20 protein-coding genes are annotated in these 21,940 nt (G+C 71.4%); 11 read left to right on the plus strand and 9 right to left on the minus strand.

Annotation, left to right across the window (positions count from 1 at the left end; translation table 11 throughout):
• Nucleotides 1–13: 13 nt before the first annotated feature.
• From ABZ567_RS27200 to ABZ567_RS27220, 5 genes are all read right to left on the minus strand, one after another.
• Nucleotides 14–808, minus strand: a complete 795-nt coding sequence (locus ABZ567_RS27200) for an ABC transporter permease (RefSeq protein WP_360794432.1) — start codon at nt 806–808, stop codon at nt 14–16.
• A complete protein-coding gene (locus ABZ567_RS27205; RefSeq protein WP_360794434.1) occupies nt 808–1,740 on the minus strand; it encodes an ABC transporter permease in 933 nt (310 codons plus the stop codon). Before ABZ567_RS27205 ends, ABZ567_RS27200 begins: the two co-directional genes overlap by 1 nt.
• Nucleotides 1,737–2,906, minus strand: a complete 1,170-nt coding sequence (locus tag ABZ567_RS27210; RefSeq protein WP_360794436.1) for an ABC transporter ATP-binding protein — start codon at nt 2,904–2,906, stop codon at nt 1,737–1,739. Before ABZ567_RS27210 ends, ABZ567_RS27205 begins: the two co-directional genes overlap by 4 nt.
• Nucleotides 2,907–2,950: 44 nt before the next feature.
• A complete protein-coding gene (locus ABZ567_RS27215; protein WP_360794438.1) occupies nt 2,951–4,198 on the minus strand; it encodes a spermidine/putrescine ABC transporter substrate-binding protein in 1,248 nt (415 codons plus the stop codon).
• A 74-nt stretch (nt 4,199–4,272) separates the two neighbouring features.
• Nucleotides 4,273–5,790: a gamma-aminobutyraldehyde dehydrogenase gene (locus ABZ567_RS27220; RefSeq protein ID WP_360794440.1), complete on the minus strand. Its 1,518-nt coding sequence runs from the start codon at nt 5,788–5,790 to the stop codon at nt 4,273–4,275.
• 175 nt (nt 5,791–5,965) lie between these two features.
• Here ABZ567_RS27220 and ABZ567_RS27225 point away from each other — a divergent pair, with 175 nt between their 5' ends.
• Nucleotides 5,966–6,514, plus strand: coding sequence for an NADAR family protein (locus ABZ567_RS27225; RefSeq protein WP_360794442.1), 549 nt, complete (start codon nt 5,966–5,968; stop codon nt 6,512–6,514).
• Between the two features lie 110 nt (nt 6,515–6,624).
• Here ABZ567_RS27225 and ABZ567_RS27230 read toward each other — a convergent pair whose 3' ends face one another.
• Entirely contained in the window at nt 6,625–7,326 is a 702-nt protein-coding gene (locus tag ABZ567_RS27230) for a DUF4190 domain-containing protein (RefSeq protein ID WP_360794444.1), read from the minus strand.
• Nucleotides 7,327–7,401: 75 nt separating this feature from the next.
• Between ABZ567_RS27230 and ABZ567_RS27235 the strand changes: the two genes are divergently transcribed.
• From ABZ567_RS27235 to ABZ567_RS27260, 6 genes are all read left to right on the plus strand, one after another.
• Nucleotides 7,402–8,433, plus strand: coding sequence for an adenosine deaminase (locus tag ABZ567_RS27235; RefSeq protein WP_360794446.1), 1,032 nt, complete (start codon nt 7,402–7,404; stop codon nt 8,431–8,433).
• 38 nt (nt 8,434–8,471) lie between these two features.
• Nucleotides 8,472–9,209 carry a glycerophosphodiester phosphodiesterase gene (locus ABZ567_RS27240; protein ID WP_360794448.1) on the plus strand — a complete coding sequence of 246 codons (738 nt, stop codon included), beginning with the start codon at nt 8,472–8,474 and terminating at the stop codon, nt 9,207–9,209.
• Nucleotides 9,206–9,994 (plus strand): SAM-dependent methyltransferase, encoded by a 789-nt coding sequence (locus ABZ567_RS27245; protein ID WP_360794450.1) that lies wholly within the window; start codon nt 9,206–9,208, stop codon nt 9,992–9,994. Before ABZ567_RS27240 ends, ABZ567_RS27245 begins: the two co-directional genes overlap by 4 nt.
• A complete protein-coding gene (locus tag ABZ567_RS27250; protein WP_360794452.1) occupies nt 9,994–11,154 on the plus strand; it encodes a histidine kinase in 1,161 nt (386 codons plus the stop codon). Before ABZ567_RS27245 ends, ABZ567_RS27250 begins: the two co-directional genes overlap by 1 nt.
• Nucleotides 11,151–11,867 (plus strand): response regulator transcription factor, encoded by a 717-nt coding sequence (locus ABZ567_RS27255; RefSeq protein WP_360794454.1) that lies wholly within the window; start codon nt 11,151–11,153, stop codon nt 11,865–11,867. Before ABZ567_RS27250 ends, ABZ567_RS27255 begins: the two co-directional genes overlap by 4 nt.
• 125 nt (nt 11,868–11,992) lie before the next feature.
• On the plus strand, nt 11,993–13,201 hold the full coding sequence (locus ABZ567_RS27260) for a serine hydrolase domain-containing protein (protein WP_360794456.1): 1,209 nt from the start codon (nt 11,993–11,995) through the stop codon (nt 13,199–13,201).
• Between the two features lie 206 nt (nt 13,202–13,407).
• On the opposite strand, the gene ABZ567_RS27265 is transcribed toward ABZ567_RS27260, so the two are convergent.
• Nucleotides 13,408–14,844 carry a gamma-aminobutyraldehyde dehydrogenase gene (locus ABZ567_RS27265; protein WP_360794458.1) on the minus strand — a complete coding sequence of 479 codons (1,437 nt, stop codon included), beginning with the start codon at nt 14,842–14,844 and terminating at the stop codon, nt 13,408–13,410.
• A gap of 190 nt (nt 14,845–15,034) precedes the next feature.
• Between ABZ567_RS27265 and ABZ567_RS27270 the strand changes: the two genes are divergently transcribed.
• The 4 genes from ABZ567_RS27270 to ABZ567_RS27285 all read left to right on the plus strand — a co-directional run bounded on the left by ABZ567_RS27270 (nt 15,035) and on the right by ABZ567_RS27285 (nt 18,994).
• Complete coding sequence (locus tag ABZ567_RS27270; protein ID WP_360794460.1) at nt 15,035–15,541, plus strand: Lrp/AsnC family transcriptional regulator; 507 nt, start codon at nt 15,035–15,037, stop codon at nt 15,539–15,541.
• Complete coding sequence (locus ABZ567_RS27275) at nt 15,526–16,905, plus strand: aspartate aminotransferase family protein (RefSeq protein ID WP_360794462.1); 1,380 nt, start codon at nt 15,526–15,528, stop codon at nt 16,903–16,905. The genes ABZ567_RS27270 and ABZ567_RS27275 overlap by 16 nt, the downstream gene beginning before the upstream one ends.
• Before the next feature lie 233 nt (nt 16,906–17,138).
• Nucleotides 17,139–17,867, plus strand: a complete 729-nt coding sequence (locus tag ABZ567_RS27280; RefSeq protein WP_360794464.1) for an ATP-binding cassette domain-containing protein — start codon at nt 17,139–17,141, stop codon at nt 17,865–17,867.
• The gene (locus tag ABZ567_RS27285) at nt 17,849–18,994 is read left to right on the plus strand and encodes a hypothetical protein (RefSeq protein ID WP_360794466.1); all 1,146 of its coding nucleotides are present in this window, start codon (nt 17,849–17,851) and stop codon (nt 18,992–18,994) included. Before ABZ567_RS27280 ends, ABZ567_RS27285 begins: the two co-directional genes overlap by 19 nt.
• A 286-nt stretch (nt 18,995–19,280) precedes the next feature.
• On the opposite strand, the gene ABZ567_RS27290 is transcribed toward ABZ567_RS27285, so the two are convergent.
• Nucleotides 19,281–20,294 (minus strand): ABC transporter ATP-binding protein, encoded by a 1,014-nt coding sequence (locus ABZ567_RS27290; RefSeq protein ID WP_360794467.1) that lies wholly within the window; start codon nt 20,292–20,294, stop codon nt 19,281–19,283.
• On the minus strand, nt 20,294–21,907 hold the full coding sequence (locus ABZ567_RS27295; RefSeq protein WP_360794583.1) for an iron ABC transporter permease: 1,614 nt from the start codon (nt 21,905–21,907) through the stop codon (nt 20,294–20,296). Before ABZ567_RS27295 ends, ABZ567_RS27290 begins: the two co-directional genes overlap by 1 nt.
• Between the last annotated feature and the right edge of the window lie 33 nt (nt 21,908–21,940).

A 21,940-nucleotide genomic window follows, 5' to 3' on the forward strand; every position in this document is an offset into this window, starting at 1 on the left:
AGCTGCCTATTGCTCAGGCTGTTGCTGTTTTCTTGCGCCGGTTCGTAATGATTTGCCCGGCCACGACCACCAGTACCGCGAGGACGAACATCGCGGAGCCGATGACGTTGATCTGCACGGGGGTGCCACGCTGCGCCGAGCCCCAGACGAACATGGGGAAGGTGACGGTGGAGCCCGCGTTGAAGTTGGTGATGATGAAGTCGTCGAACGACAGCGCGAAGGCGAGCAGGGCGCCGGCGGCGATGCCGGGCGCGGCGATCGGCAGGGTGACGCGCAGGAAGGTCTGCACGGGGCCCGCGTAGAGATCGCGCGCGGCTTCCTCCAGCCGCGGGTCCATGGACATGACCCGGGCCTTGACCGCCGTCACGACGAACGACAGACAGAACATGATGTGGGCGATGAGGACCGTCCAGAAGCCCAGCTCGATCCCCATGTTGAGGAAGAGGGTGAGCAGCGAGGCGGCCATGACGACCTCGGGCATCGCCATCGGCAGGAAGATCAGCGAGTTGATCGCGCCGCGCGCCCGGAAGCGGTAGCGGACCAGCGCGAAGGCGATCATCGAGCCGAGGACGACGGCGCCGACGGTGGCCCAGGCGGCGAGCTGGAGCGAGAGCGACAGCGACTCGCACATGTCGGCGACGCCGCAGGGGTCCTTCCAGGCGTCGAGGGAGAACTCCTGCCAGGAGTAGTTGAAGCGCCCCTTCGGCTTGTTGAAGGAGAACGCCATCACGACGAGGTTCGGCAGGATCATGTACGCGAGCGTCAGCAGGCCCGCGATGACGACGAGGTTGCGTCGTATCCAGCGCATCAGACCAGATCCTCCGTTCCGGCTCGGCGGATGTAGACGGTGACCATGGCCAGCACGATCGCCATGAGGATGAAGGAGAGCGCCGCGGCCGTCGGGTAGTCGAGGACCCGCAGGAACTGCGACTGGATGACGTTGCCGACCATCTTGGTGTCGGTGGAGCCGAGCAGTTCGGCGTTGACGTAGTCGCCGCTCGCCGGGATGAAGGTGAGCAGGGTGCCGGAGACGACGCCGGGCATCGACAGCGGGAAGGTCACCTTGCGGAAGGTGGTCGCCGGGGAGGCGTACAGGTCCCGCGCGGCCTCGTGCAGCCGCCCGTCGATCCGCTCCAGGGAGGTGTAGAGGGGCAGGATCATGAAGGGCAGGAAGTTGTACGTGAGGCCGCAGACGACCGCCATCGGGGTGGCGAGCACGCGGTCGCCCTCGGTCCAGCCGATCCAACTGGTCACGTCGAGGACGTGGAGGGCGTTCAGCGCGTCGACGACGAGGCTGTCGTCGGCGAGGATCGTCTTCCAGGCCAGCGTGCGGATCAGGAAGCTGGTGAAGAAGGGCGCGATGACGAGGACGAGGAGCAGATTGCGCCAGCGCCCGGCCTTGAAGGCGATCAGATACGCCAGCGGGTAGCCGAGCAGCAGACAGAGCAGGGTCGCGGTCCCGGCGTAGAGCAGGGAGCGGACGAACTGCGGCCAGTACTCCTGGAAGGCGTTCCAGTAGGTCGCGAAGTGCCAGGTGACCTCGAAGCCCTTCTCCAGGGAGCCGGTCTGGACCGAGGTCGAGGCCTGGTAGACCATCGGCAGCGCGAAGAAGACGAGCAGCCAGATGATGCCGGGCAGCAGCAGCCAGTAGGGGACGAGCCGCTTGCGGGTGGGCGGCTTGCGCAGGACCGGTTCCTCGACCGGGGCCGGCGCCTCTTTCGCGAGAGTCGGGGCGCTCATCCGGCGTCCTCCACCGTCTCCACGCCCGCGTCGATGTCCTGCGTGGCGTCGAGCCCGAAGGTGTGCGCCGGGTTCCAGTGCAGGACGACCTGGGCGCCGGGGACGAGCCGCGTGTCGCGCTCGATGTTCTGCTCGTACACCTGGAGCTCGGCGCCCGCGGGCGAGTTCACCACGTACTGGGTGGAGACACCGATGAACGAGGAGTCGACGATCCGGCCGGTGACCCGGTTGCGGCCGTCGGCTATGGAACCGGCGTCGTCGGCGTGCGCGAGCGAGACCTTCTCGGGGCGGACGCCCACGAGCAGTCGGCCGCCCTGGCGGACGGCGGAGGTACAGCGGTCGCCGGGCACCCGGAGCCTGCCGCCGCCCGCCGTGACGAGGACGTCGGCGCCTGTCTCCAGGACCTCGGCCTCGATGAGGTTCGAGGTGCCGAGGAAGTTGGCGACGAAGGTGGTCCTCGGGTTCTCGTACAGGTCGGCGGGGGCGCCGAGCTGTTCGACGCGGCCGCCGTTCATCACCGCGACCTGGTCGGCCATCGTCATGGCCTCCTCCTGGTCGTGGGTCACGTGCACGAAGGTGATGCCGACCTCGGTCTGGATCCGCTTGAGCTCCAGCTGCATCTGGCGGCGCAGCTTGAGGTCGAGGGCGCCGAGCGGCTCGTCGAGGAGCAGCACCTGCGGGTGGTTGATGAGCGCGCGGGCCACGGCGACGCGCTGCTGCTGGCCGCCGGAGAGCTGGTGCGGCTTGTGGTGGGCCTTGTCTCCGAGCTGGACGAGTTCCAGCATGTCGTCGACCTGCTTCTTCACCGACTTGATGCCGCGGCGGCGCAGACCGAAGGCGATGTTCTCGCTGATGTCCATGTGCGGGAAGAGCGCGTAGGACTGGAAGACGGTGTTGACCGGCCGCTTGTACGGCGGGAGGTCGGTGACGTCCGTGTCGCCGAGGAAGACGGTGCCGGTGCTGGGGTCCTCCAGGCCGGCGATCATGCGCAGCGTGGTGGTCTTGCCGCAGCCGGAGGCGCCGAGGAGGGCGAAGAAGGAGCCCTGCGGGACGGTCAGGTCGAGCGGGTGGACGGCGGTGAACGAGCCGTACGTCTTGCTGATCCCGGTGAGACGGACGTCGCCGCCGCCCGTGTTCTTTCCAGTGTGAGCAGTCTTGTCAGTCATGGGTTGTGGTCCCAGGGGAGTGAGAGAGGTGGACGACGTGGGCCTCAGGCGCCGATGAGCTTGGCGAACTTCTCCTCGTACGCCGTCTCCTCCGCGCTGGTGAGCGAGCGGAAGGCGCGCGACTTCCTGGCCATGGCCTTGTCCGGGAGGATCAGCGTGTTGTTCGCGAGTTCGGGGTCGATCTCTGCGAGCTCGTCCTTCACCCCGTCGACGGGACAGACGTAGTTGATGTACGCGGCGAGCTGGGCGGCGACGGGAAGCTCGTAGTAGTAGTCGATGAGCTTCTCGGCGTTCGTCTTGTGCCGGGCCTGGGCGGGGACGAGCAGGTTGTCGCTGGAGGTGATGTAACCGGCTGACGGGATGGCGAACTTGATGTCCGGGTTGTCCGCCTGGAGCTGGATGACGTCGCCGGCCCAGGCGAGACAGGCGGCGAGGTCGCCCTTGTCGAGGTCGGAGGTGTAGTCGTTGCCGGTGAAGCGGCGGATCTGCTTCTTGTCGACGCCCTTCTGGAGGCGTCCGATCGCCGCGTCGTAGTCGGCGTCGGTGAAGTTCCCCGGGTCCTTGCCCATGTCGAGCAGGGTCATGCCGACGCTGTCGCGCATCTCGGTGAGGAAGCCGACCCGGCCCTTCAGGGAGGGGTCGTCGAGGAGCTGGGTGACCGACTCGACCTTCTTCCCGCCGGTGGCCTTCGCGTTGTACGCGATGACGGTGGAGATACCGGTCCACGGGTACGAGTAGGACCGGCCCGGGTCCCAGTCGGGGCGGCGGAACTGGCTGGAGAGGTTGGCGTACGCGTGGGGCAGGTTCGCCGGGTCGAGCTTCTGCGCCCAGCCGAGCCGGATCATGCGGGCGGCGAGCCAGTCGGTGACGCATATGAGGTCACGGCCGGTGTCCTGGCCTGCCGCGAGCTGCGGCTTGATCTTGCCGAAGAACTCGACGTTGTCGTTGATGTCCTCGGTGTACTTGACCTTGATCCCGGTGCGCTTCGTGAACGCCTCCAGGGTGGGGCGGCCCTTCTCGTCCTCGCTGACGTCCATGTACTCGGTCCAGTTGGAGAAGGCGAGGCTCTTCTCCTTGGCCGACACGTCGGTGGAGGCGGTGCCCTGGCCCTCCCGTTTGGCCGGCGGGATGCCGCAGGCGCTCAGGGACGCGAGGCCGCCGATCGTGAGGGCGCCGACACCGCCCGCGCGCAGCATCGAACGGCGGCTGAGGGCTCCCCGGCCACTGGTCAGGCTGCGCTGTATCGCCGCCGTCTGCGCGGCGGACAGGCTGTCGGGCTCGTACTGCTCCATGCGCTGTGCCCTTTCGGGATGGTGTGAGCCGCTGGTCCGGCGGCGAGCTCCGCGCGGCGGTAGCCGCATATCGATTACGGACGGTCCCCGAAGATCGTGCGGTGCCAGTCCTTCGCGGCGACCGCCGTGTTGTCGAACATCACGTGCTTGACCTGTGTGTACTCCTCGAAGGAGTACGCCGACATGTCCTTTCCGTAGCCCGAGGCCTTGGTGCCGCCGTGGGGCATCTCGCTGATGATCGGAATGTGGTCGTTGACCCAGACGCACCCGGCCTTGATCTCCCGGGTGGCGCGGCCGGCCCGGTAGACGTCACGGCTCCAGGCCGAGGCGGCCAGGCCGTAGGGGGTGTCGTTGGCGAGCCCGATGCCCTCGTCGTCGCTGTCGAAGGGCAGGGCCACCAGGACCGGGCCGAAGATCTCCGACTGCACGACCTCGCTGTCCTGCGCGGCTCCGGTGATCAGGGTCGGACGATAGTACGCACCCTCCTTGAGGTCCCCGCCGGGGGCTTCGCCGCCGGTGACGACGGTGGCGTAGCCACGGGCGCGCTCGACGAAGGCGGCGACGCTGTCGCGGTGGCGGTGGCTGACGAGCGGGCCGAGGTCGGTCGTGGGGTCGAAGGGGTCCCCGAGACGGACGGTCTCCATCAGCTCGGCGACCCGGGCGACGAAGGCGTCGAAGAGCGGGCGCTGGACGTACGCGCGCGTGGCGGCGGTGCAGTCCTGGCCGCTGTTGATGAGGGAGGCGGCGACGGCGCCGTGGGCGGCGGCCTCCAGGTCGGCGTCGTCGAAGACGACGAACGGGGCCTTGCCGCCCAGTTCGAGGTGGAGGCGTTTCACGGTCGCGGTGGCGATCTCCGCGACCCGCTTGCCGACCGGGGTGGAGCCGGTGAACGAGGTCATGACGACGTCGGGGTGGCCGACGAGGTGTTCGCCGACGGTCCGGCCCGCGCCGTTGACGATGTTGATGACGCCGTCGGGGATCCCGGCCTCCGTCGCGGCCTGCGCGAACATCAGGGAGGTCAGCGGGGTGAGCTCGGCGGGCTTCAGCACGATCGTGTTGCCGGCGGCGATCGCCGGGAGGATCTTCCAGGCGGCCATCTGGAGCGGGTAGTTCCAGGGGGCGATGGAGCCGACGACACCGATCGGTTCGCGCCGGATGTACGAGGTGTGGTCACCGCTGTACTCGCCGGCCGACTGGCCCTGGAGGTGGCGCGCGGCCCCCGCGAAGAAGGCGGTGTTGTCGACGGTGCCGGGTACGTCGAACTCGGTGGTGAGCTTGAGGGGCTTGCCGCACTGGAGGGATTCCACGCGGGCGAAGTCCTCGGCCCGTTCGGCGAGGACGGCGGCGAAGCGGTGCAGCGCGTCGGAGCGCTCGCCGGGGGTGGCGCCCGCCCAGCCGGGGAACGCGGCCTTGGCGGCGGCGACGGCCTCGTCGACGTCGGCGGTGGAGGCGAGCGTGTACGTGTACACGCGCTCCCCGGTCGCCGGATCGATCACGTGATGTTCCTGATCGGACGTTCCGGCACGGAGCCGACCGCCGATGTACTGTGCGCCGTCCGCGAAGCGGTCCGTCACCTGGAAGCGGTTGCCCATGACGCTCTCCGTTGTCCCAGCTCGATTTGAGTGCCGATCCTGACAGAGCGACGGCACACCAACAAGGGATTCCGTTGTTGCCTTTTGGTTACGCGACGGAATCGGTCGACCATGTGTCGAGGCGCCCCGAATATCTCCGTACGGAGTGTCCGTGGCGGCTGTCAGACTCGCATGCATGAGGACGATCGAGGAGCTGACACAGCAGGTCAACAGGGGTGACAAGGTGAAGTGGCTGCACTTCTGGGGCCACCGCCCGCACCCCGATGGGCGGCTCTCCGCGAGCTGTCTGAGCCAGTGGTGGCCCGCACGCTTCGTGGTCGACGGCGTCTCCTACGCGACGGCGGAGCACTGGATGATGGCGGCCAAGGCGCGCCTCTTCGCGGACGCCGACGCCGAGCGGGCGGCGCTGCACGCCCCCACCCCCGCCGAGGCCAAGAAGGCCGGGCGGCTGGTGCGGGACTTCGACGGAGCGGTGTGGGACCGGGAGCGCTTCGGGATCGTCGTGGAGGGCAGCGTCCACAAGTTCTCGTCGAACGAGGCCCTGCGCGCGTACCTCCTGGGCACGGGCACCCGCGTCCTGGTGGAGGCCAGCCCGGTGGACCGCATCTGGGGGATCGGCCTCACGGCCGACGACCCCGGCGCCCACGACCCCGCCCGGTGGCGCGGCCTGAACCTCCTGGGCTTCGCCCTGATGGAGGCGCGGGAGCGGCTGCGGGGAGCGTGAGACGCGAGAGGGCCGCGCCGGCGTGAGAAGACCGCGCGGGCGCGCGACGCGCGAAGGCCCCGCACCTCACTCACGACCCGTGCGGGGCCCTCTCACACGCGCGTACGGCCTCAGCGGCCGCTCTCGACCACCAGGCTCGACGCGAACGGGTCCTCGTCGTACCCGGAGTCGTCGAAGGACGAGGAGTCCTGGGCGATCGCCCAGATGATGAAGCCCAGGAAGACGGCGCTGACCAGGGTGCCGATGGCGCCGAGGATGACGCCGGCGAGCGCCATGCCCCGGTTGGTCGCCTCGCCCCGTCCCGCCTTCTTCAGACCGATGACACCGAAGATCAGCGCCAGGATGCCGAGGATCACTCCCAGGCCGTACATGCAGAAACCCACCACCGAGATGATGCCGAGCACCATCGAGGTCGTCCCCATGCCGTTGGACGGCGACTGCGGGTAGCCGGGCTGACCGGGATAGCCGCCGGCGTACGGCGACGGCGACGGGTATCCGGGGTAGCCGTACCCGGAGGACGCCGCGGTCACCGGAGGGGTCGGTGCCGCCGGGTAGCCGTACCCGCCGGACGTGTCCGCCGCCGGATAGCCGTAGGCGCCGGGCGTGGCCGCGGGGCCGCCGGGGGCGACCGGCGGCGGCGGCACCGCGCCCGGATCGGGTGTCAGCGGCATGGACGTGACGGTCTGCTGGTCGTGCACCGGCGAGGGCGACGGCGTCGCCGGCTTGCTCAGTTCCACCCCGTCACGGTTCGGCGGAGCCCACGGGTCCGCCGGGTCGTACCCGTCCCGCGACTGGTCTCGGTTGTCAGACATGGGCCTCCCCCATCATGGTCCCGCCATGCTACGACCTCACCCCGTGGAGTGAACCGCCCGGCCTACGATGAGATGATGACCGACCTCCATCCCTTCATCGCGGGTCTGCCCAAGGCCGAGCTGCACGTCCACCACGTGGGATCCGCCTCGCCCCGCATCGTCGCCGAACTGGCGGCGCGGCACCCCGACTCCAAGGTCCCCACCGACCCGGAGGCGCTGGCCGACTACTTCACCTTCACCGACTTCGCGCACTTCATCGACGTCTACCTGTCGGTCGTGGACCTGGTCCGCACCCCGGAGGACGTCCGCCTCCTCACCTTCGAGATCGCCCGTGACATGGCCCGGCAGAACATCCGGTACGCCGAGCTGACCATCACCCCCTACTCCTCCACCCGGCGGGGCATCGACGAGCGCGCCTTCATGGCGGCGATCGAGGACGCCCGCAAGTCCGCGGAGGCCGAGTTCGGCACCGTCCTGCGCTGGTGCTTCGACATCCCGGGCGAGGCCGGCCTGGTCTCCGCCGAGGAGACCGCCCGCCTCGCCACGACCGACGGGCTGCGCCCCGAGGGCCTGGTCTCCTTCGGCCTCGGCGGCCCGGAGATCGGGGTGCCGCGCCCCCAGTTCAAGCCGTACTTCGACCTGGCGCGGGCGGCCGGTCTGCACTCCGTCCCGCACGCGGGCGAGACGACGGGACCCCGGACGGTCTGGGACGCGATCGTCGACCTGGGCGCCGAGCGCATCGGCCACGGCACCAGCTCGGTCCAGGACCCGGAGCTCCTCGCGTACCTGGCGGAGCACCGCATCGCCCTGGAGGTCTGCCCGACCTCGAACATCGCCACGCGCGCCGTCGCCACCCTGGACGAGCACCCGATCCGGCGGATGGTGGAGGCCGGGGTGCTGGTCACGGTCAACAGCGACGACCCGCCGATGTTCGGCACCGACCTCAACAGCGAGTACGCGGTCGCCGCCCGTCTCCTCGGTCTCGACGAGCGCGGTGTCGCCGCCCTCGCGAAGAACGCGGTGGAGGCCTCGTTCCTCGACCCGGCCGGCAAGGCCCGGATCGCCGCCGAGATCGACACGTACACCGACGGCTGGCTGGCGCGCTGACGACTGGTTCCCGGGCGGGCGACGGCGAGAATGGGTCCATGGACTCCGACACCGCCGGCAATCCGACCGCCTTCCGGGAAGCCGCCGGGAGGCGCGTCACCGTCGTGGGCCATCGCGGCGACCCGTACCGCGTCCGCGAGAACACGCTCCGCTCGATCGGCTCGGCCGTCGAGCGGGGCGCGGACGCGGTCGAGGTGGACGTCCGGCTGACGAAGGACCGGGTGCCCGTCCTCCTCCACGACGACACGCTGAAGCGGCTGTGGCGCCACGACCGGCCCCTCGCGTCGCTCTCGTACGAGCAGGTCCGCGAGCTGACGTACGGCGGGGTGCCGACCCTGCGCGAGGCGCTGCTGACCGCGGGGGACCGCCGTCTGATGCTGGACCTCCCGGGCGGTGACGAGTTCTCGGTCCGTACCGTCGTGGGGACGGTCCGCGAGTGCGGCGCCGGGGAGCGGGTGTACTACTGCGCCGGGGCCGTCGCCATGCTCCAGGTGCGCGCCGCGGACCCGGCCGCGGAGATCGCCCTGACCTGGACCTCGCTCGCCCCGCCCCGCCCGGTCCTGCTCGACGCGGTACGGCCGCGCTGGCTCAACTACCGCTTCGGGCTGGTGAGTCGGGAGCTGACCGAGCGGGTGCACCGGGACGGGATGCTCCTCTCGGCCTGGACGGCGGACACGGCCCGCACCATGCGTAAGCTGATCATGAACGGGGTCGACTCCGTCACCACGAACCGGGTCGGCACCCTCACCGACGTCCTGCGAAAGGCCCGCGCGTGAACGACCGGATCCGGACCGACATCGCCCACAACGCCCGCGTGTGGAACTACTGGCTGGGCGGCAAGGACAACTACCCGGTGGACCGCGCGGTCGGCGACCAGGTCACCGGCTTCTACCCGAGCATCGGCGAAGTGGCCCGCGCGGACCGGGCGTTCCTCGGGCGCGCGGTGACCCATCTGGCCGCCGATGCGGGCGTACGCCAGTTCCTCGACATCGGTACGGGACTGCCGACCGCCGACAACACCCACGAGGTCGCCCAGCGGGTCGCCCCCGACGCCCGGATCGTCTACGTCGACAACGACCCGATCGTCCTCACCCACGCCCGGGCGCTCCTGACGAGCGCGCCGCGGGGGGTCACCGAGTACGTCGACGCCGACGCGCACGACCCGGAGGAGATCCTGGCGGCGGCCGGTGCGACGCTCGACCTCTCCCGGCCGGTCGCCGTGATGATGCTCGGCATCCTCAACTTCGTCCTGGACACCGACGAGGCCCGGTCGATCGTGCGGACCCTGATGGGCGCCGTCCCGTCGGGCAGCTACCTGGTGCTGACGCATCCCACCCTGGAGCCGGAGCTCGGCGGCGAGGGCAACGAGGCCGCGATGGCCTTCTGGAACGAGAACGCGACCCCGCCGATCACCGCCCGCAGCCGCGCCGAGTTCGCGTCCTTCCTGGACGGTCTCGACGTCCTGGAGCCCGGCATCGTCTCCTGCGCCCGCTGGTGTCCCGCCTCCGCGGCGACGGGCGCCACCGTCGCCCAGTTCGGCGCGGTGGGCCGCAAGCCGTAATGGGCATACGGGGGCACGCGCGCGTCCGCTGGGAGCGGGCGCGGACCTGGGGCGCGGCGAACCCGTGGGCGGTGGACCTCGGGATCGCGCTGCTCGTCCAGGCGGCGATGACGATGCCGTTCGTCGTGCCGCGCCCGCCCGGCCTCGAACCTGCGACCTGGGCCGCGTACGGGCTCACGACGCTGACCGTGGTGCCCCTGGTCTGGCGGCGGCGCGCGCCCGTCGCCGTGCTGCTCGCGATCATGGTGGCGAGCGCGCTGTACAAGGTGGCCCTGGAGGGACCGGGGCAGCCGCTGCCGTACACCGGGCTCGTCAGCGTCTACACGGTCGCCCTGCTCTCATCGCCCTGGAAGCGCCTGGTGACGGCGGGGCTCCTGGTGGTCGCGGTGCCGGCCTCGGTGTGGCTCAACACGCAGTCGGCCCGTGAACTGACCTTCTCCCTCTTCGTGTTCGCCGCCGCCTATGTCTTCGGGCGGCTCCAGGACGCCCGCCAACGCGCCCACCGGATCGATGCCGAGCGGGCCGCCGCCCGTGAACGGGCCAGGATCGCACGGGAGATGCACGACGTCCTGTCGCACGCGGTGAGCCTGATGATCGTGCAGGCGGAGGCGGGACCGGTGGCGGTACGGACGGCGCCGGAGCGCGCCGAGGCCGCGTTCGACGCGATCTCGGAGACGGGCCGCGAGGCGATGAACCAGCTGCGTCAGATGCTGGGGCTGCTGCGCGAGGGCTCCGAGCCCGCCGCGCCCCGGGAGCCGCAGCCGGACCTCGCCGCGCTTCCCGGCCTGGTGGAGCGGGTCAGGAGCAGCGGCCTGGCCGTCACGTACACGACGGAGGGCGGGGTGCGGGCCGCGCTGCCCGCCGCGGTCGGGGCGAGCGTCTACCGGATCGTGCAGGAGGCGCTGACGAACGTCGTCAAGCACGCGGACGCCCGCACGGCGGAGGTACGGCTCTCCCGGGCGGACGGTGTCCTGTGCGTCACCGTGACCGACGACGGCGGCGGCCCGCGGGGCGGCTCCGGCGGTCACGGTCTCCTCGGCATCCGGGAGCGGGCCGCCGCCCACGGCGGGACGGCGACCGCCGGCCCGGGACCCGGCGGATGCGGATTCGAGGTGCGGGTCCGGCTCCCCGTACCCTCCACGGCGGAGGTGGGGCCATGACGATCCGGGTGGTGGTCGCGGACGACCAGGAACTGGTCCGCAGCGGCTTCGCGATGATCCTGGACGCGCAGCCGGACATCGAGGTGGTGGCGGAGGCAGGGGACGGGGCGGAGGCCGTCGAGGCGGTGCGCCGGCTGGCGCCCGATGTGGCGCTGCTCGACATCCGGATGCCCCGGACCGACGGCATCGAGGCCTGCCGGGTGATCAGCGCGGAGTCCGGCTGCCGGACGGTGATGCTGACGACCTTCGACACCGACGCCTACGTGTACGAGGCGCTGCACGCGGGCGCGAGCGGCTTCCTCCTGAAGGACGTCCGGCGGGACGATCTGGTGCACGCGGTACGGGTGGTGGCGGCGGGCGACTCGCTGCTCGCGCCGTCCGTGGCGCGGCGGCTCGTGGAGCAGTACACGGCGGGCGGCCCGCGCCGGACGGCACCCGGCCAGGACCCGCGGCTCGACGTGCTGACGGGCCGGGAGCGGGAGACGCTGCTGCTGCTCGCACGGGGTCTCTCCAACGCGGAGATCGCGGCGGAGCTCGTGGTCAGCGACCACACGGTGAAGACGCACGTGGGGAACGTCCTCGCCAAGCTGGGCCTGCGCGACCGGATCCAGGCGGTGATCTGGGCGTACGAGACGGGCCTGGTCGCGGCGGGGTCGCCGCCGCTCGGGTCCCCGCTGCCCGGCTCTCCCCCGCCCGGCGGAGGTGGACCCTGAGCCCCTCCCCCGCGCCGGGGAGGAACTGACCCGCCGAAGACCGCCGGTGCGGGCGATCCACCGGTCCTCCCTGGTCAGCAGGATGGAGCTGTCGAGAACGACGGCTCACACCAACGGAGTTGACCATGAGGACGTCCACCCGCACGCTGCTCGCCGCCGCCCTGGTCCTGGGTGTCGCCGCCGGACCGGCCATCGCTCCCGCCTTCGCGCGAACCCCGGGGGTACAGGCCGCCTTCCAGGCGTCTGATCCGGACCTGGCGGCCAGGATGAGCGCGGCCATCGCGGGTCTCCCCCGCGCCGACGCCACCGCTGCGCTCGTCCGGATCAGCGGCACCGAGGGCTCGTGGCAGGGCAGTTCGGGGGTCCACGACCTGGAGACGAATGCCCCGGCGGACCCCGCCGCCCGCTTCCGGGCCGGTTCGGTGACGAAGGTGTTCACGGCGGCGACCGTCCTCCAGCTCGCCGCCGAGGGCCGGATCGACCTGGACCGAACGGCCCGCTCCTACCTGCCGGAGCTGATCCCCGGCGGCTATGCCCGGGTGACCGTACGCCAGCTCCTGAACCACACCCACGGCATCCCGGCCCCCGACTTCCCGGGCGAGACCGTGGAGGAGTGGTACGCGCACCGCTTCGACGTCCACACCCCGGAGGGGATGGTCCGCTCGGCGACGGCCAAGCCGCGCGAGTTCCGGCCGGGCACCCGTCAGCACTACCTCAACATCGGGTACACGGTCGCCGGCCTGATCGTGGAGCGGGTGACGGGCGACTCGTTCGAGCGTCAGGTGGAGCGCCGCGTCCTGCGCCCGCTCGGCCTGCGGGACACCTATCTGCCGGGCACGGCCGCCGGGATCACCGGTCCGTACAACCACGGCTACCAGACGATGCGCCTCGACGACGGCACGACCGGGCTGCGGGACGTCTCGGTGTGGCGGGCGACGGACGGCTGGGCGGCCGGCGACCTCGTGTCGACCACCGCCGACCTGGAGCGGTTCATGCGGGCCCTGTTCGCGGGCCGGGTGGTGCGCGGGCCGCTCCTGGAGGAGATGTTCACGCTGCCGAAGGTCCCGGACGCGCGGTCGGGCCGGCCGGCCGCGTTCTCCGCCGGCCTGTCGATGAAGCGGCTCGGCGGACGCGAGGTGTGGGGCAAGACGGGCGGCCGCTGGGGCTACAACACGGCCGTCGCCTCGACCCGCGACGGCGCCCGCACCCTCGTCTACAGCGTCAACTCCACCGACGCGAAGGGCCAGGACATGAACCGGACCGCGCTGGACGTGATGGTGGCCGCGTACGGCATGCCGGACCAGGGGGATGTCACGGGTCAGGACAGGCCTTAGAGCCCTACGAGGGCGTTCCACCTCTTCGCGAAGGCCTGCCGCTCCTCGGAGGTGATGTCCCGGGCGACCGCGAGCCTGCTGTCACTCTCACCCGAGCAACATCCCGGCCGCCACCTGCGGCAAGGGACGGTCCGTCGAGCGGAGGACCGCGGCCCCGACACCCTGTCGATCAGGGTGTCGGGGCCGCGGTCGCCGAGCGGGAGGGATCAGCCGAGGGAGGTCATGACGTGCTTGATGCGCGTGTAGTCCTCGAAGCCGTAGGCGGAGAGGTCCTTGCCGTAGCCGGACTTCTTGTAGCCGCCGTGGGGCATCTCGGCGACCAGCGGGATGTGGGTGTTGATCCACACGCAGCCGAAGTCGAGCGCCTTGGACATGCGCATCGCGCGCGCGTGGTCCTTGGTCCAGACGGAGGAGGCGAGGGCGTACTCGACGCCGTTCGCGAACTCCAGGGCCTGGGCCTCGTCCGTGAAGGACTGGACGGTGATGACCGGGCCGAAGACCTCGTTCTGGACGATCTCGTCGTCCTGGTTGAGGCCGGAGACGACGGTCGGGGCGTAGAAGTAGCCCTTGTCGCCGACGCGGTGACCGCCGGCCTGGACCTTGGCGTGGGCCGGGAGGCGCTCGATGAAGCCGGTGACCTGCTTCAGCTGGTTGGCGTTGTTCAGCGGGCCGTAGAGCACGTCCTCGTCGTCCGGCTGTCCGGTCTTCGTCTCGGCGGCGGCCTTGGCGAGGGCGGTGACGAAGTCGTCGTGGATGGACTCGTGGACGAGGACGCGGGTGGCGGCCGTGCAGTCCTGGCCGGCGTTGAAGAAGCCCGCGACGGAGATGTCCTCGACGGCCTTGTCGATGTCGGTGTCCTCGAAGACGAGGACCGGGGCCTTGCCGCCCAGCTCCAGGTGGACGCGCTTGACGTCCTTGGCCGCCGACTCGGCGACCTGCATGCCGGCGCGCACGGAGCCGGTGATGGAGGCCATCGCCGGGATGGGGTGCTCGACCATGGCCTTGCCCGTCTCACGGTCGCCGCAGACGACGTTGAAGACGCCCTTGGGAACGATCTGGCCGATGATCTCGGCCATCAGGACGGTCGACGCGGGCGTCGTGTCCGAGGGCTTGAGGACGACCGTGTTGCCCGCGGCGAGAGCCGGGGCGAACTTCCACACGGCCATCATCATCGGGTAGTTCCACGGCGCGACCTGGGCGCAGACGCCCACGGGCTCGCGGCGGACGATCGAGGTCATGCCCTCCATGTACTCGCCGGCCGAGCGGCCTTCGAGCAGACGGGCGGCACCCGCGAAGAAGCGGATCTGGTCCACCATCGGCGGGATCTCCTCACTCGCGGTGAGGGCGATCGGCTTGCCCGTGTTCTGGACCTCGGCGGCGATCAGGTCCTCGGCGCGCTCCTCGAAGGCGTCCGCGATCTTGAGCAGTACCCTCTGGCGCTCGGCCGGGGTGCTGTCACGCCAGGCGGGGAAGGCCGCCGCGGCGGCCTCCATGGCGGCGTCGACGTCGGCCGGTCCGGAGAGCGGGGAGGTGGCGTACACCTCGCCGGTCGCCGGGTTGACCACGTCGATGGTGCGGCCGTCAGCCGCGTCGCGGAACTCCCCGTTGATGTAGTTACGCAGCCGGCGCAGCTCGGTGGTCACTTGCCACCCCTCCTGTCACGTTCTGTCGTCGCACGTCCTTGTGCGGTGTCCCGATGGGCGAGACACCTCAGCCTAGTCGCTCGACTGACGCTTTCAACAGCCCCGACCCCCCGCAACTTCGGATTCGGTGAGATTGAGGGCCTCTCGCAACTAATTACATCGCTCTGGGGTTGCACGACGGCCAATCTCGGTGCACAGTGAACCCGTGGCCAGTCGAAGCGCAGACTCCAGAACCGGAACCGGTTCGTCCCCGACGATCGACGCCGTCTCCCTAGCGATCATCGAACAGCTCCAGGAGGACGGTCGCCGTCCCTACGCGGCGATAGGAAAGGCCGTCGGCCTCTCCGAAGCCGCCGTGCGGCAGCGCGTCCAGAAGCTGCTCGACCAGGGCGTCATGCAGATCGTCGCCGTCACCGACCCGCTCACCGTGGGTTTCCGACGGCAGGCGATGGTCGGCATCAACGTCGAGGGTGACCTTGATCCGGTTGCGGAAGCCCTGACAGCCATGGCCGAATGCGAGTACGTGGTGATGACCGCGGGCTCCTTCGACCTCATGGTGGAGGTCGTCTGCGAGGACGACGACCACCTGCTGGATGTGATCAACAAGCGCATCCGCACCCTCCCCGGCGTGCGCTCCACCGAGAGCTTCGTCTACCTCAAGCTCAAGAAGCAGACCTATATGTGGGGAACCCGATAACCGTGACCCAGGACCTCTCCAAGACCGCCTACGACCACCTGTGGATGCACTTCACCCGCATGTCGTCGTACGAGAACTCGCCCGTTCCCACCATCGTGCGTGGTGAGGGCACCTACATCTTCGACGACAAGGGCAAGCGCTACCTCGACGGTCTCGCGGGTCTGTTCGTCGTCAACGCCGGACACGGCCGCGAGGAGCTGGCCGAGGTCGCGTACAAGCAGGCCAAGGAGCTCGCGTTCTTCCCCGTGTGGTCGTACGCGCACCCCAAGGCCGTCGAGCTCGCCGAGCGTCTGGCCGACTACGCCCCGGGTGACCTGAACAAGGTCTTCTTCACCACCGGTGGCGGCGAGGCTGTCGAGACCGCCTGGAAGCTCGCCAAGCAGTACTTCAAGCTGCAGGGCAAGCCCACCAAGTACAAGGTCATCTCGCGTGCGGTCGCCTACCACGGCACCCCGCAGGGCGCCCTGTCCATCACCGGCCTGCCGGCCCTGAAGGCCCCCTTCGAGCCGCTGGTCCCCGGCGCGCACAAGGTGCCGAACACCAACATCTACCGCGCCCCGATCTACGGCGACGACCCTGAGGCCTTCGGCCGCTGGGCCGCCGACCAGATCGAGCAGGAGATCCTCTTCGAGGGCGCCGACACCGTCGCGGCCGTCTTCCTCGAGCCGGTGCAGAACGCCGGCGGCTGCTTCCCGCCGCCGCCCGGGTACTTCCAGCGGGTCCGCGAGATCTGCGACCAGTACGACGTGCTGCTCGTCTCCGACGAGACGATCTGCGCCTTCGGCCGCCTCGGCACGATGTTCGCCTGTGACAAGTTCGGCTACGTGCCCGACATGATCACCTGCGCCAAGGGCATGACCTCGGGCTACTCCCCGATCGGTGCCTGCATCGTCTCCGACCGCATCGCGGAGCCGTTCTACAAGGGCGACAACACCTTCCTCCACGGCTACACCTTCGGTGGCCACCCGGTGTCGTCGGCGGTCGCGATCGCCAACCTCGACATCTTCGACAAGGAAGGGCTGAACCAGCACGTCCTCGACCAGGAGGGCAACTTCTTCGACACCCTGAAGAAGCTGCACGACCTCCCGATCGTCGGAGACGTCCGCGGCAACGGCTTCTTCTACGGCATCGAGCTCGTCAAGGACAAGGCCACCAAGGAGTCCTTCACGGACGAGGAGACCGAGCGCGTCCTGTACGGCTTCCTCTCCAAGGCCCTGTTCGAGAACGGCCTGTACTGCCGTGCCGACGACCGTGGCGACCCGGTCATCCAGCTGGCCCCGCCGCTGATCGCCGACCAGGGCACCTTCGACGAGATCGAGGGCATCCTGCGCTCGGTGCTCACCGAGGCGTGGACCAAGCTGTAACGGCCCCTCAGCATCACGCCGCCCTCACGGCGTGACTCCCGGCCCGGGCGTGCCTCCATCCGAGTGGATGGCGGCGGCCCGGGCCGTGTGCTGTCCGTACAAACGGATCTGAATCCTTACGGTGCATCCCTGGCCGTGCCCTGGATCCCTACGGAGCCAGTGACCGACAGGCCCGTCTCTTCGTTCCCCCGGACGAGGGAACACAGATCGGATCCGACATCGAGGTGTACGCGATGGCCCCACCGGACAACGACGTGCTCTGGGCGCGTTCCCTGCACTGCGCCCTGGGCGGCACGGACGCGCTCAGCGGCGTCTCCCTGGGCGTCCGCGAAGGCGAGATCCTCGCCCTCGTCGGCCCGCGCGGCAGCGGCAAGACCACGCTCATGCGCTGTCTGTCCGGCCAGCTCCTCGCCCAGCAGGGCGAGGTCTGGTTCAACAGCAGCCCCGTGCACACCCTGGGCCCCGCCGCCCGCGAGCGGCTCCGGCGCGACCGCTTCGGCTGGATCGACCCCGAACCTGGCCTCGTCCCCGAGCTCACCGGCTGGGAGAACACCGCCCTGCCCCTGCTGCTCCGCGGGGTGTCCCACCGGGCCGCGAAGACCGCCGCCCTGGAATGGCTGGAGCGCCTCGACATCGGCTCCTGCGCCCGGAAACGTCCGCACGCCCTCACCGGGCCCGAGCGCCAGCGGATCGCCACCGCCCGCGCCCTGGTCACCACCCCCTCGGTCCTGTTCGCCGACGAACCCACCGCCACCCTCCACCGGGCCGACGGCGCCCAGCTCCTGCGCACCCTGACGGCCGCCGCCCGCTCGCACGACATCACCGTGCTCCTGGCCACCCACGACGGTGAGGTCGCCGCCCTCGCCGACCGCACGGTCTCGCTGCTCGACGGACGCAGGGTCGGCGCCGTACCCCCGGCGGCAGGGGCGGAGGGCGTCGCCGCGTGCTCGCTCTCCGTCTAGCCCGCGGGGCCCACCCCCTCGTCCTGACCAGGCGACTCCTCGTCGCCGCCGCGGCGGCGGGGGTGGGCTTCCTCCTGCTGTGCACCCTCGGGTACGCCGTGGGACACCCGGAGCGCTCCTCCGCGTCCGTCCTGCGGCTGCTCTGGTGCCTCCTGCCGCTGGCCGCCACCGTCCAGTTCGCCGTCGCGGTGGCCCGCACCGACCCCAGCACCCGTCCCCGGCCCGGGCTCTCGGCGGTCGGCCTCGGCCCCGCGCGGCTCACGGCGATCGCCGCCGCGTCGACCGCCGTCTCGTGCACGCTCGGCTCCATGGTCGCGCTGCTGTTCTACCTGCACCTGCGCGGCGACATCACGGGGCTGCCCTTCGACGGGGCCGCCGCGGAACTCCTCGCCGCCGACCAGCCGATCCCGCTCGCCGCGGCCCTCACCCTGCTCGCCGTGGTCCCCGTCGTCGCCGCCACCGCCGCGGGCCTGGCGCTGCGGCCGCGCCCCGCGCCGGCCGAACCGGAGGGCGCGGAGAAGCCGGTGCCGTCCGGGCTGCCGTGGGGCGTCGCCCTGATCGCGGTCGGCCTGGCGGTCGAGACGTACGCGGGCCGTGGCGGAGGCGGCGACGGGCTCCCGCTGCCGGGCCGATTCGACGGCAACCCGGCGGGCGTCCTGGCCGGCTGGGTCCTCACCGCCTGCGGCCTCGCGATGGCGGGCCCCGGCATCACCCACGGCTGCGGCCGCCTCCTCCAGGCGGTCCGGCCGGGCGCCACCCGGCTGCTCGCTGGCCGTGTCCTGATGGACGAGTCCCGCCGTATCGGCCGACCCCTCGGCGTGGTGAGCGCGGTGCTCTCCGGTGCCCTCGCCACGGCGAACCTGCACGAGACCGGCTCCGGCGCCTTCGGCCCCCTCACCGGCCTGGGCGCGGCCCTGATCCTGGCCTGCACCACGGCCACCCTGCTGACCGCGGCCCTGGAGTCGCGGCAGAGCCGCACCCACACCACCGAGGCCCTCCTCCGCATCGGGGCCCCGCCGACCGCCCTGCGCACGGCGGCCATGATGCGCGCCGGCGTCCTGCTGGCCGTCTTCCTGCCGCTGACCTGGCTCGTGGCGGAACTGGCGGCGCTACCGCTCACCGGCTGAGAACCCCGCCGGGGCCACCCACGCGGGCGGCCCTCACCGGCCGAAACCCACGACGAAGGCCACCCGCACGGGCAGCACCCGCCGGCCGAGACCCACGACGGGGCCCCCACAGGCGGCACCCACCGGCCGAGACTCACAACAGGGCCACCCCCACGGGCGGCCCTCACCGGCTGAGACCCCCGACGGGGCCGCCCTCACCGGCTGAGACCCCGACGGGGCCGCCCCCACGGGCGGCCCCGTCGCCGTTCTCGTCCGTACGGATCAGGCCCTACGGGCGGCACTCCGGTCAGTCACCGAGCACCACGACCTCCTCCGCCCGGAAGGCCACCCCCACCTCGGCACCCTCCTCCGGCGCCTCCCGCAGGGGGAACTCCGCCTCCAGCGGCGGCCCGTCCACCGGACCGAGCCGTACGGCGACCCGGTCGCCCCGGAACGTCCGGGACTCGACTCGGCAGCGCAGGCCCTCGGCCGCGAGCCGCACCCCGCCCGGCCTGACCAGGAGCCGCCGCTCGCCCTGCGGCGCGCCCTCCGGCACCGGGATCCTCCCCCACGCGGTGTCCGCGACCGGCCCGCTCACCCGCGCCGCCACCACGTTGTCGAAACCCAGGAAGCGGGCCACGAACTCCGAGGCGGGCCGCGACCACACCTCGACCGGCGCACCCGACTGGGCGATGCGCCCGTCCCGCATGACGACCACCCGGTCCGCGAGCGCGAAGGCCTCCCCCTGGTCGTGGGTCACCGCGAGGACCGTCGTGCCGAGCCGCCCGAACAACTGCCGCAGCTCCACCACCAGCCGCTCCCGCAGCCCCCGGTCGAGCTGGCCGAGCGGTTCGTCCAGCATCAGCAGCCGGGGCCGGGGCGCCAGCGCGCGGGCCAGCGCCACCCGCTGCTGCTCGCCGCCGGAGAGCGCGGCGACCGACCGCCGCTCGGCGCCCGGCAGGCCGACGAGGTCGAGCAGCTCCGCCACCCGTTCGGTCTGTTCGGCGCGGCCCGCCCCCCGCATCCGCAGCCCGAAGGCGACATTGCCACCCACGTCCCGCTGCGGGAACAGCTGATGGTCCTGGAACATCAGGCCCACCCCGCGCCGGTGCACCGGCACCCCGCTCTGGTCGGCGCCACCGAGCAGCACCCGGCCGCCGTCGAGGTCCTGGAGTCCGGCGACGACCCGCAGCAGCGTGGACTTGCCGCTGCCGCTGGGCCCGAGGACGCACACGATCTCGTGCTCGGCGACCTCCAGGTCCACGGCGTCCAGCGCGGCCCGCTCCCCGAACCGTACGGTCGCGCGATCGAGTCTCAGCATCAGAACTCCCCGGAGGTCCGGTCGGTCCGGAGCCGTTCGAGCAGCAGCAGGGACACCGCGCACACCACCATCAGGATCGTCGAGAGGGCCATCGCCTGGCCGTAGTTGAGCTCGCCGGGCCGCCCGAGGAGCCGGGCCACCGCCACCGGGAGCGTCGGGCTCTCGGGCCGGGCGATGAAGACCGTCGCACCGAACTCGCCGAGCGAGACCGCGAAGGCGAACCCGGCGGCGATGAGCAGCGCCCGCCGCACCAGCGGCAGGTCCACCTCCCGCCAGGCCCGCCACGGCGAGGCGCCGAGCACGGCCGCCGCCTCCCGCAGCCGCTCGTCGACCGCGCGCAGCACCGGCAGCATCGTCCGTACGACGAAGGGGACACCGACCAGGGCCTGCGCGAGGGGCACGAGGATCCAGCTGGCCCGCAGGTCGAACGGCGGTTCGTCCAGGGTGATGAGGAAACCGAAGCCGACGGTCACGGCGGACACCCCGAGCGGCAGCATCAGGAGCGCGTCGAAGCCGCGTACCAGCCGGCCTGCCCGCCGGGTGAGCGCCGCCGCCGCGAGCCCGCCGATCAGCACCGCGATTCCGGTGGCGGCCACCGCGTACCGCAGCGAGTTCCCGATCGCCTCCAGGGGCGGTACGAGGAAGGTGCCGGACTCGTCGAGCGAGCCGAGCGCCCGGTAGTAGCCGAGGCCGTAGCCGCCGGACCCGGCGAAGGACCGCTCCACGAGCACCCCGAGCGGGAGCAGGATCAGCAGCGCCACCGAGACGAGGACGCCTCCGAGCAGCGCCCACTGCCCGGCGCCGCGCGGCCGGCGCGCGGTCCGCTCCGGCGGTACGAGCCGCAGCGCCGTCTCCCGCCTCCGTACCGTCCGGGCGTGCACGGCCAGGATCGCGCCGACCGCCACGAACTGGACGAGGGTCAGGACGGCGGCCGTCGGCAGGTCGAGCAGCCGGGCGGTCTGGCGGTAGATCTCCGCCTCCAGGGTGGAGTAGGCGTCCCCGCCGAGGATCTGCACGACGCCGAAGGAGGTGAAGGTGAAGAGGAAGACCATCAGGGCGGCCGCCGCCACCGCCGGCACGAGGGCGGGCAGCGTCACCGTCCGCCAGGCCGTCAGACGCGAGGCGCCGAGGACCCGGGCGGCCTCCTCCTGGCGCGGGTCCAGCTGGGACCATAGCCCGCCGACGGTCCGTACGACGACCGCGTAGTTGAAGAAGACATGGGCAAGGAGGATCGCCCACACACTCGTGTCGAGCCGCAGCCCCCACAGCTCGTCCGTCAGACCGTTCCGGCCGACGAGCGCGAGGAACGCGGTGCCGACCAGGACCGTCGGCAGCACGAACGGCACCGTCACCACGGCCCGCAGCACGCCCTTGCCGGGGAAGTCGAAGCGGGCGAAGACATACGCGCCGGGCAGCGCGACGAGCAGCGTCAGCGCCGTGGAGGCGAGCGCCTGCCACGCCGTGAACCCGAGCACGTCGAGGATGTCCGGCCGGCTCAGCGTCTCGCCGATCCGCCCGAACCGCCACGCCCCGTCGGGCCGCAGCCCCCGCTCGACGATCGAGACGACCGGCCAGGCGAAGAAGACCCCGAAGAACGCGGCGGGCAGGGCCATGAGCCCCAGCCGCGCCGCGCTCCCCCGCAGGTC

Origin of the sequence: Streptomyces sp. NPDC016459 (genome assembly GCF_040632845.1) — a bacterium.
GTDB lineage: Bacteria > Actinomycetota > Actinomycetes > Streptomycetales > Streptomycetaceae > Streptomyces.

Coding starts and splice junctions, on each gene's coding strand:
- ABZ567_RS27200 (WP_360794432.1), bottom strand. CDS start 808: ATGCGCTGGATACGACGCAACCTCGTCGTCATCGCGGGCCTGCTGACG.
- ABZ567_RS27205 (WP_360794434.1), bottom strand. CDS start 1,740: ATGAGCGCCCCGACTCTCGCGAAAGAGGCGCCGGCCCCGGTCGAGGAA.
- ABZ567_RS27210 (WP_360794436.1), bottom strand. CDS start 2,906: ATGACTGACAAGACTGCTCACACTGGAAAGAACACGGGCGGCGGCGAC.
- ABZ567_RS27215 (WP_360794438.1), bottom strand. CDS start 4,198: ATGGAGCAGTACGAGCCCGACAGCCTGTCCGCCGCGCAGACGGCGGCG.
- ABZ567_RS27220 (WP_360794440.1), bottom strand. CDS start 5,790: ATGGGCAACCGCTTCCAGGTGACGGACCGCTTCGCGGACGGCGCACAG.
- ABZ567_RS27225 (WP_360794442.1), top strand. CDS start 5,966: ATGAGGACGATCGAGGAGCTGACACAGCAGGTCAACAGGGGTGACAAG.
- ABZ567_RS27230 (WP_360794444.1), bottom strand. CDS start 7,326: ATGTCTGACAACCGAGACCAGTCGCGGGACGGGTACGACCCGGCGGAC.
- ABZ567_RS27235 (WP_360794446.1), top strand. CDS start 7,402: ATGACCGACCTCCATCCCTTCATCGCGGGTCTGCCCAAGGCCGAGCTG.
- ABZ567_RS27240 (WP_360794448.1), top strand. CDS start 8,472: ATGGACTCCGACACCGCCGGCAATCCGACCGCCTTCCGGGAAGCCGCC.
- ABZ567_RS27250 (WP_360794452.1), top strand. CDS start 9,994: ATGGGCATACGGGGGCACGCGCGCGTCCGCTGGGAGCGGGCGCGGACC.
- ABZ567_RS27255 (WP_360794454.1), top strand. CDS start 11,151: ATGACGATCCGGGTGGTGGTCGCGGACGACCAGGAACTGGTCCGCAGC.
- ABZ567_RS27260 (WP_360794456.1), top strand. CDS start 11,993: ATGAGGACGTCCACCCGCACGCTGCTCGCCGCCGCCCTGGTCCTGGGT.
- ABZ567_RS27280 (WP_360794464.1), top strand. CDS start 17,139: ATGGCCCCACCGGACAACGACGTGCTCTGGGCGCGTTCCCTGCACTGC.
- ABZ567_RS27290 (WP_360794467.1), bottom strand. CDS start 20,294: ATGCTGAGACTCGATCGCGCGACCGTACGGTTCGGGGAGCGGGCCGCG.
- ABZ567_RS27295 (WP_360794583.1), bottom strand. CDS start 21,907: ATGGCCCTGCCCGCCGCGTTCTTCGGGGTCTTCTTCGCCTGGCCGGTC.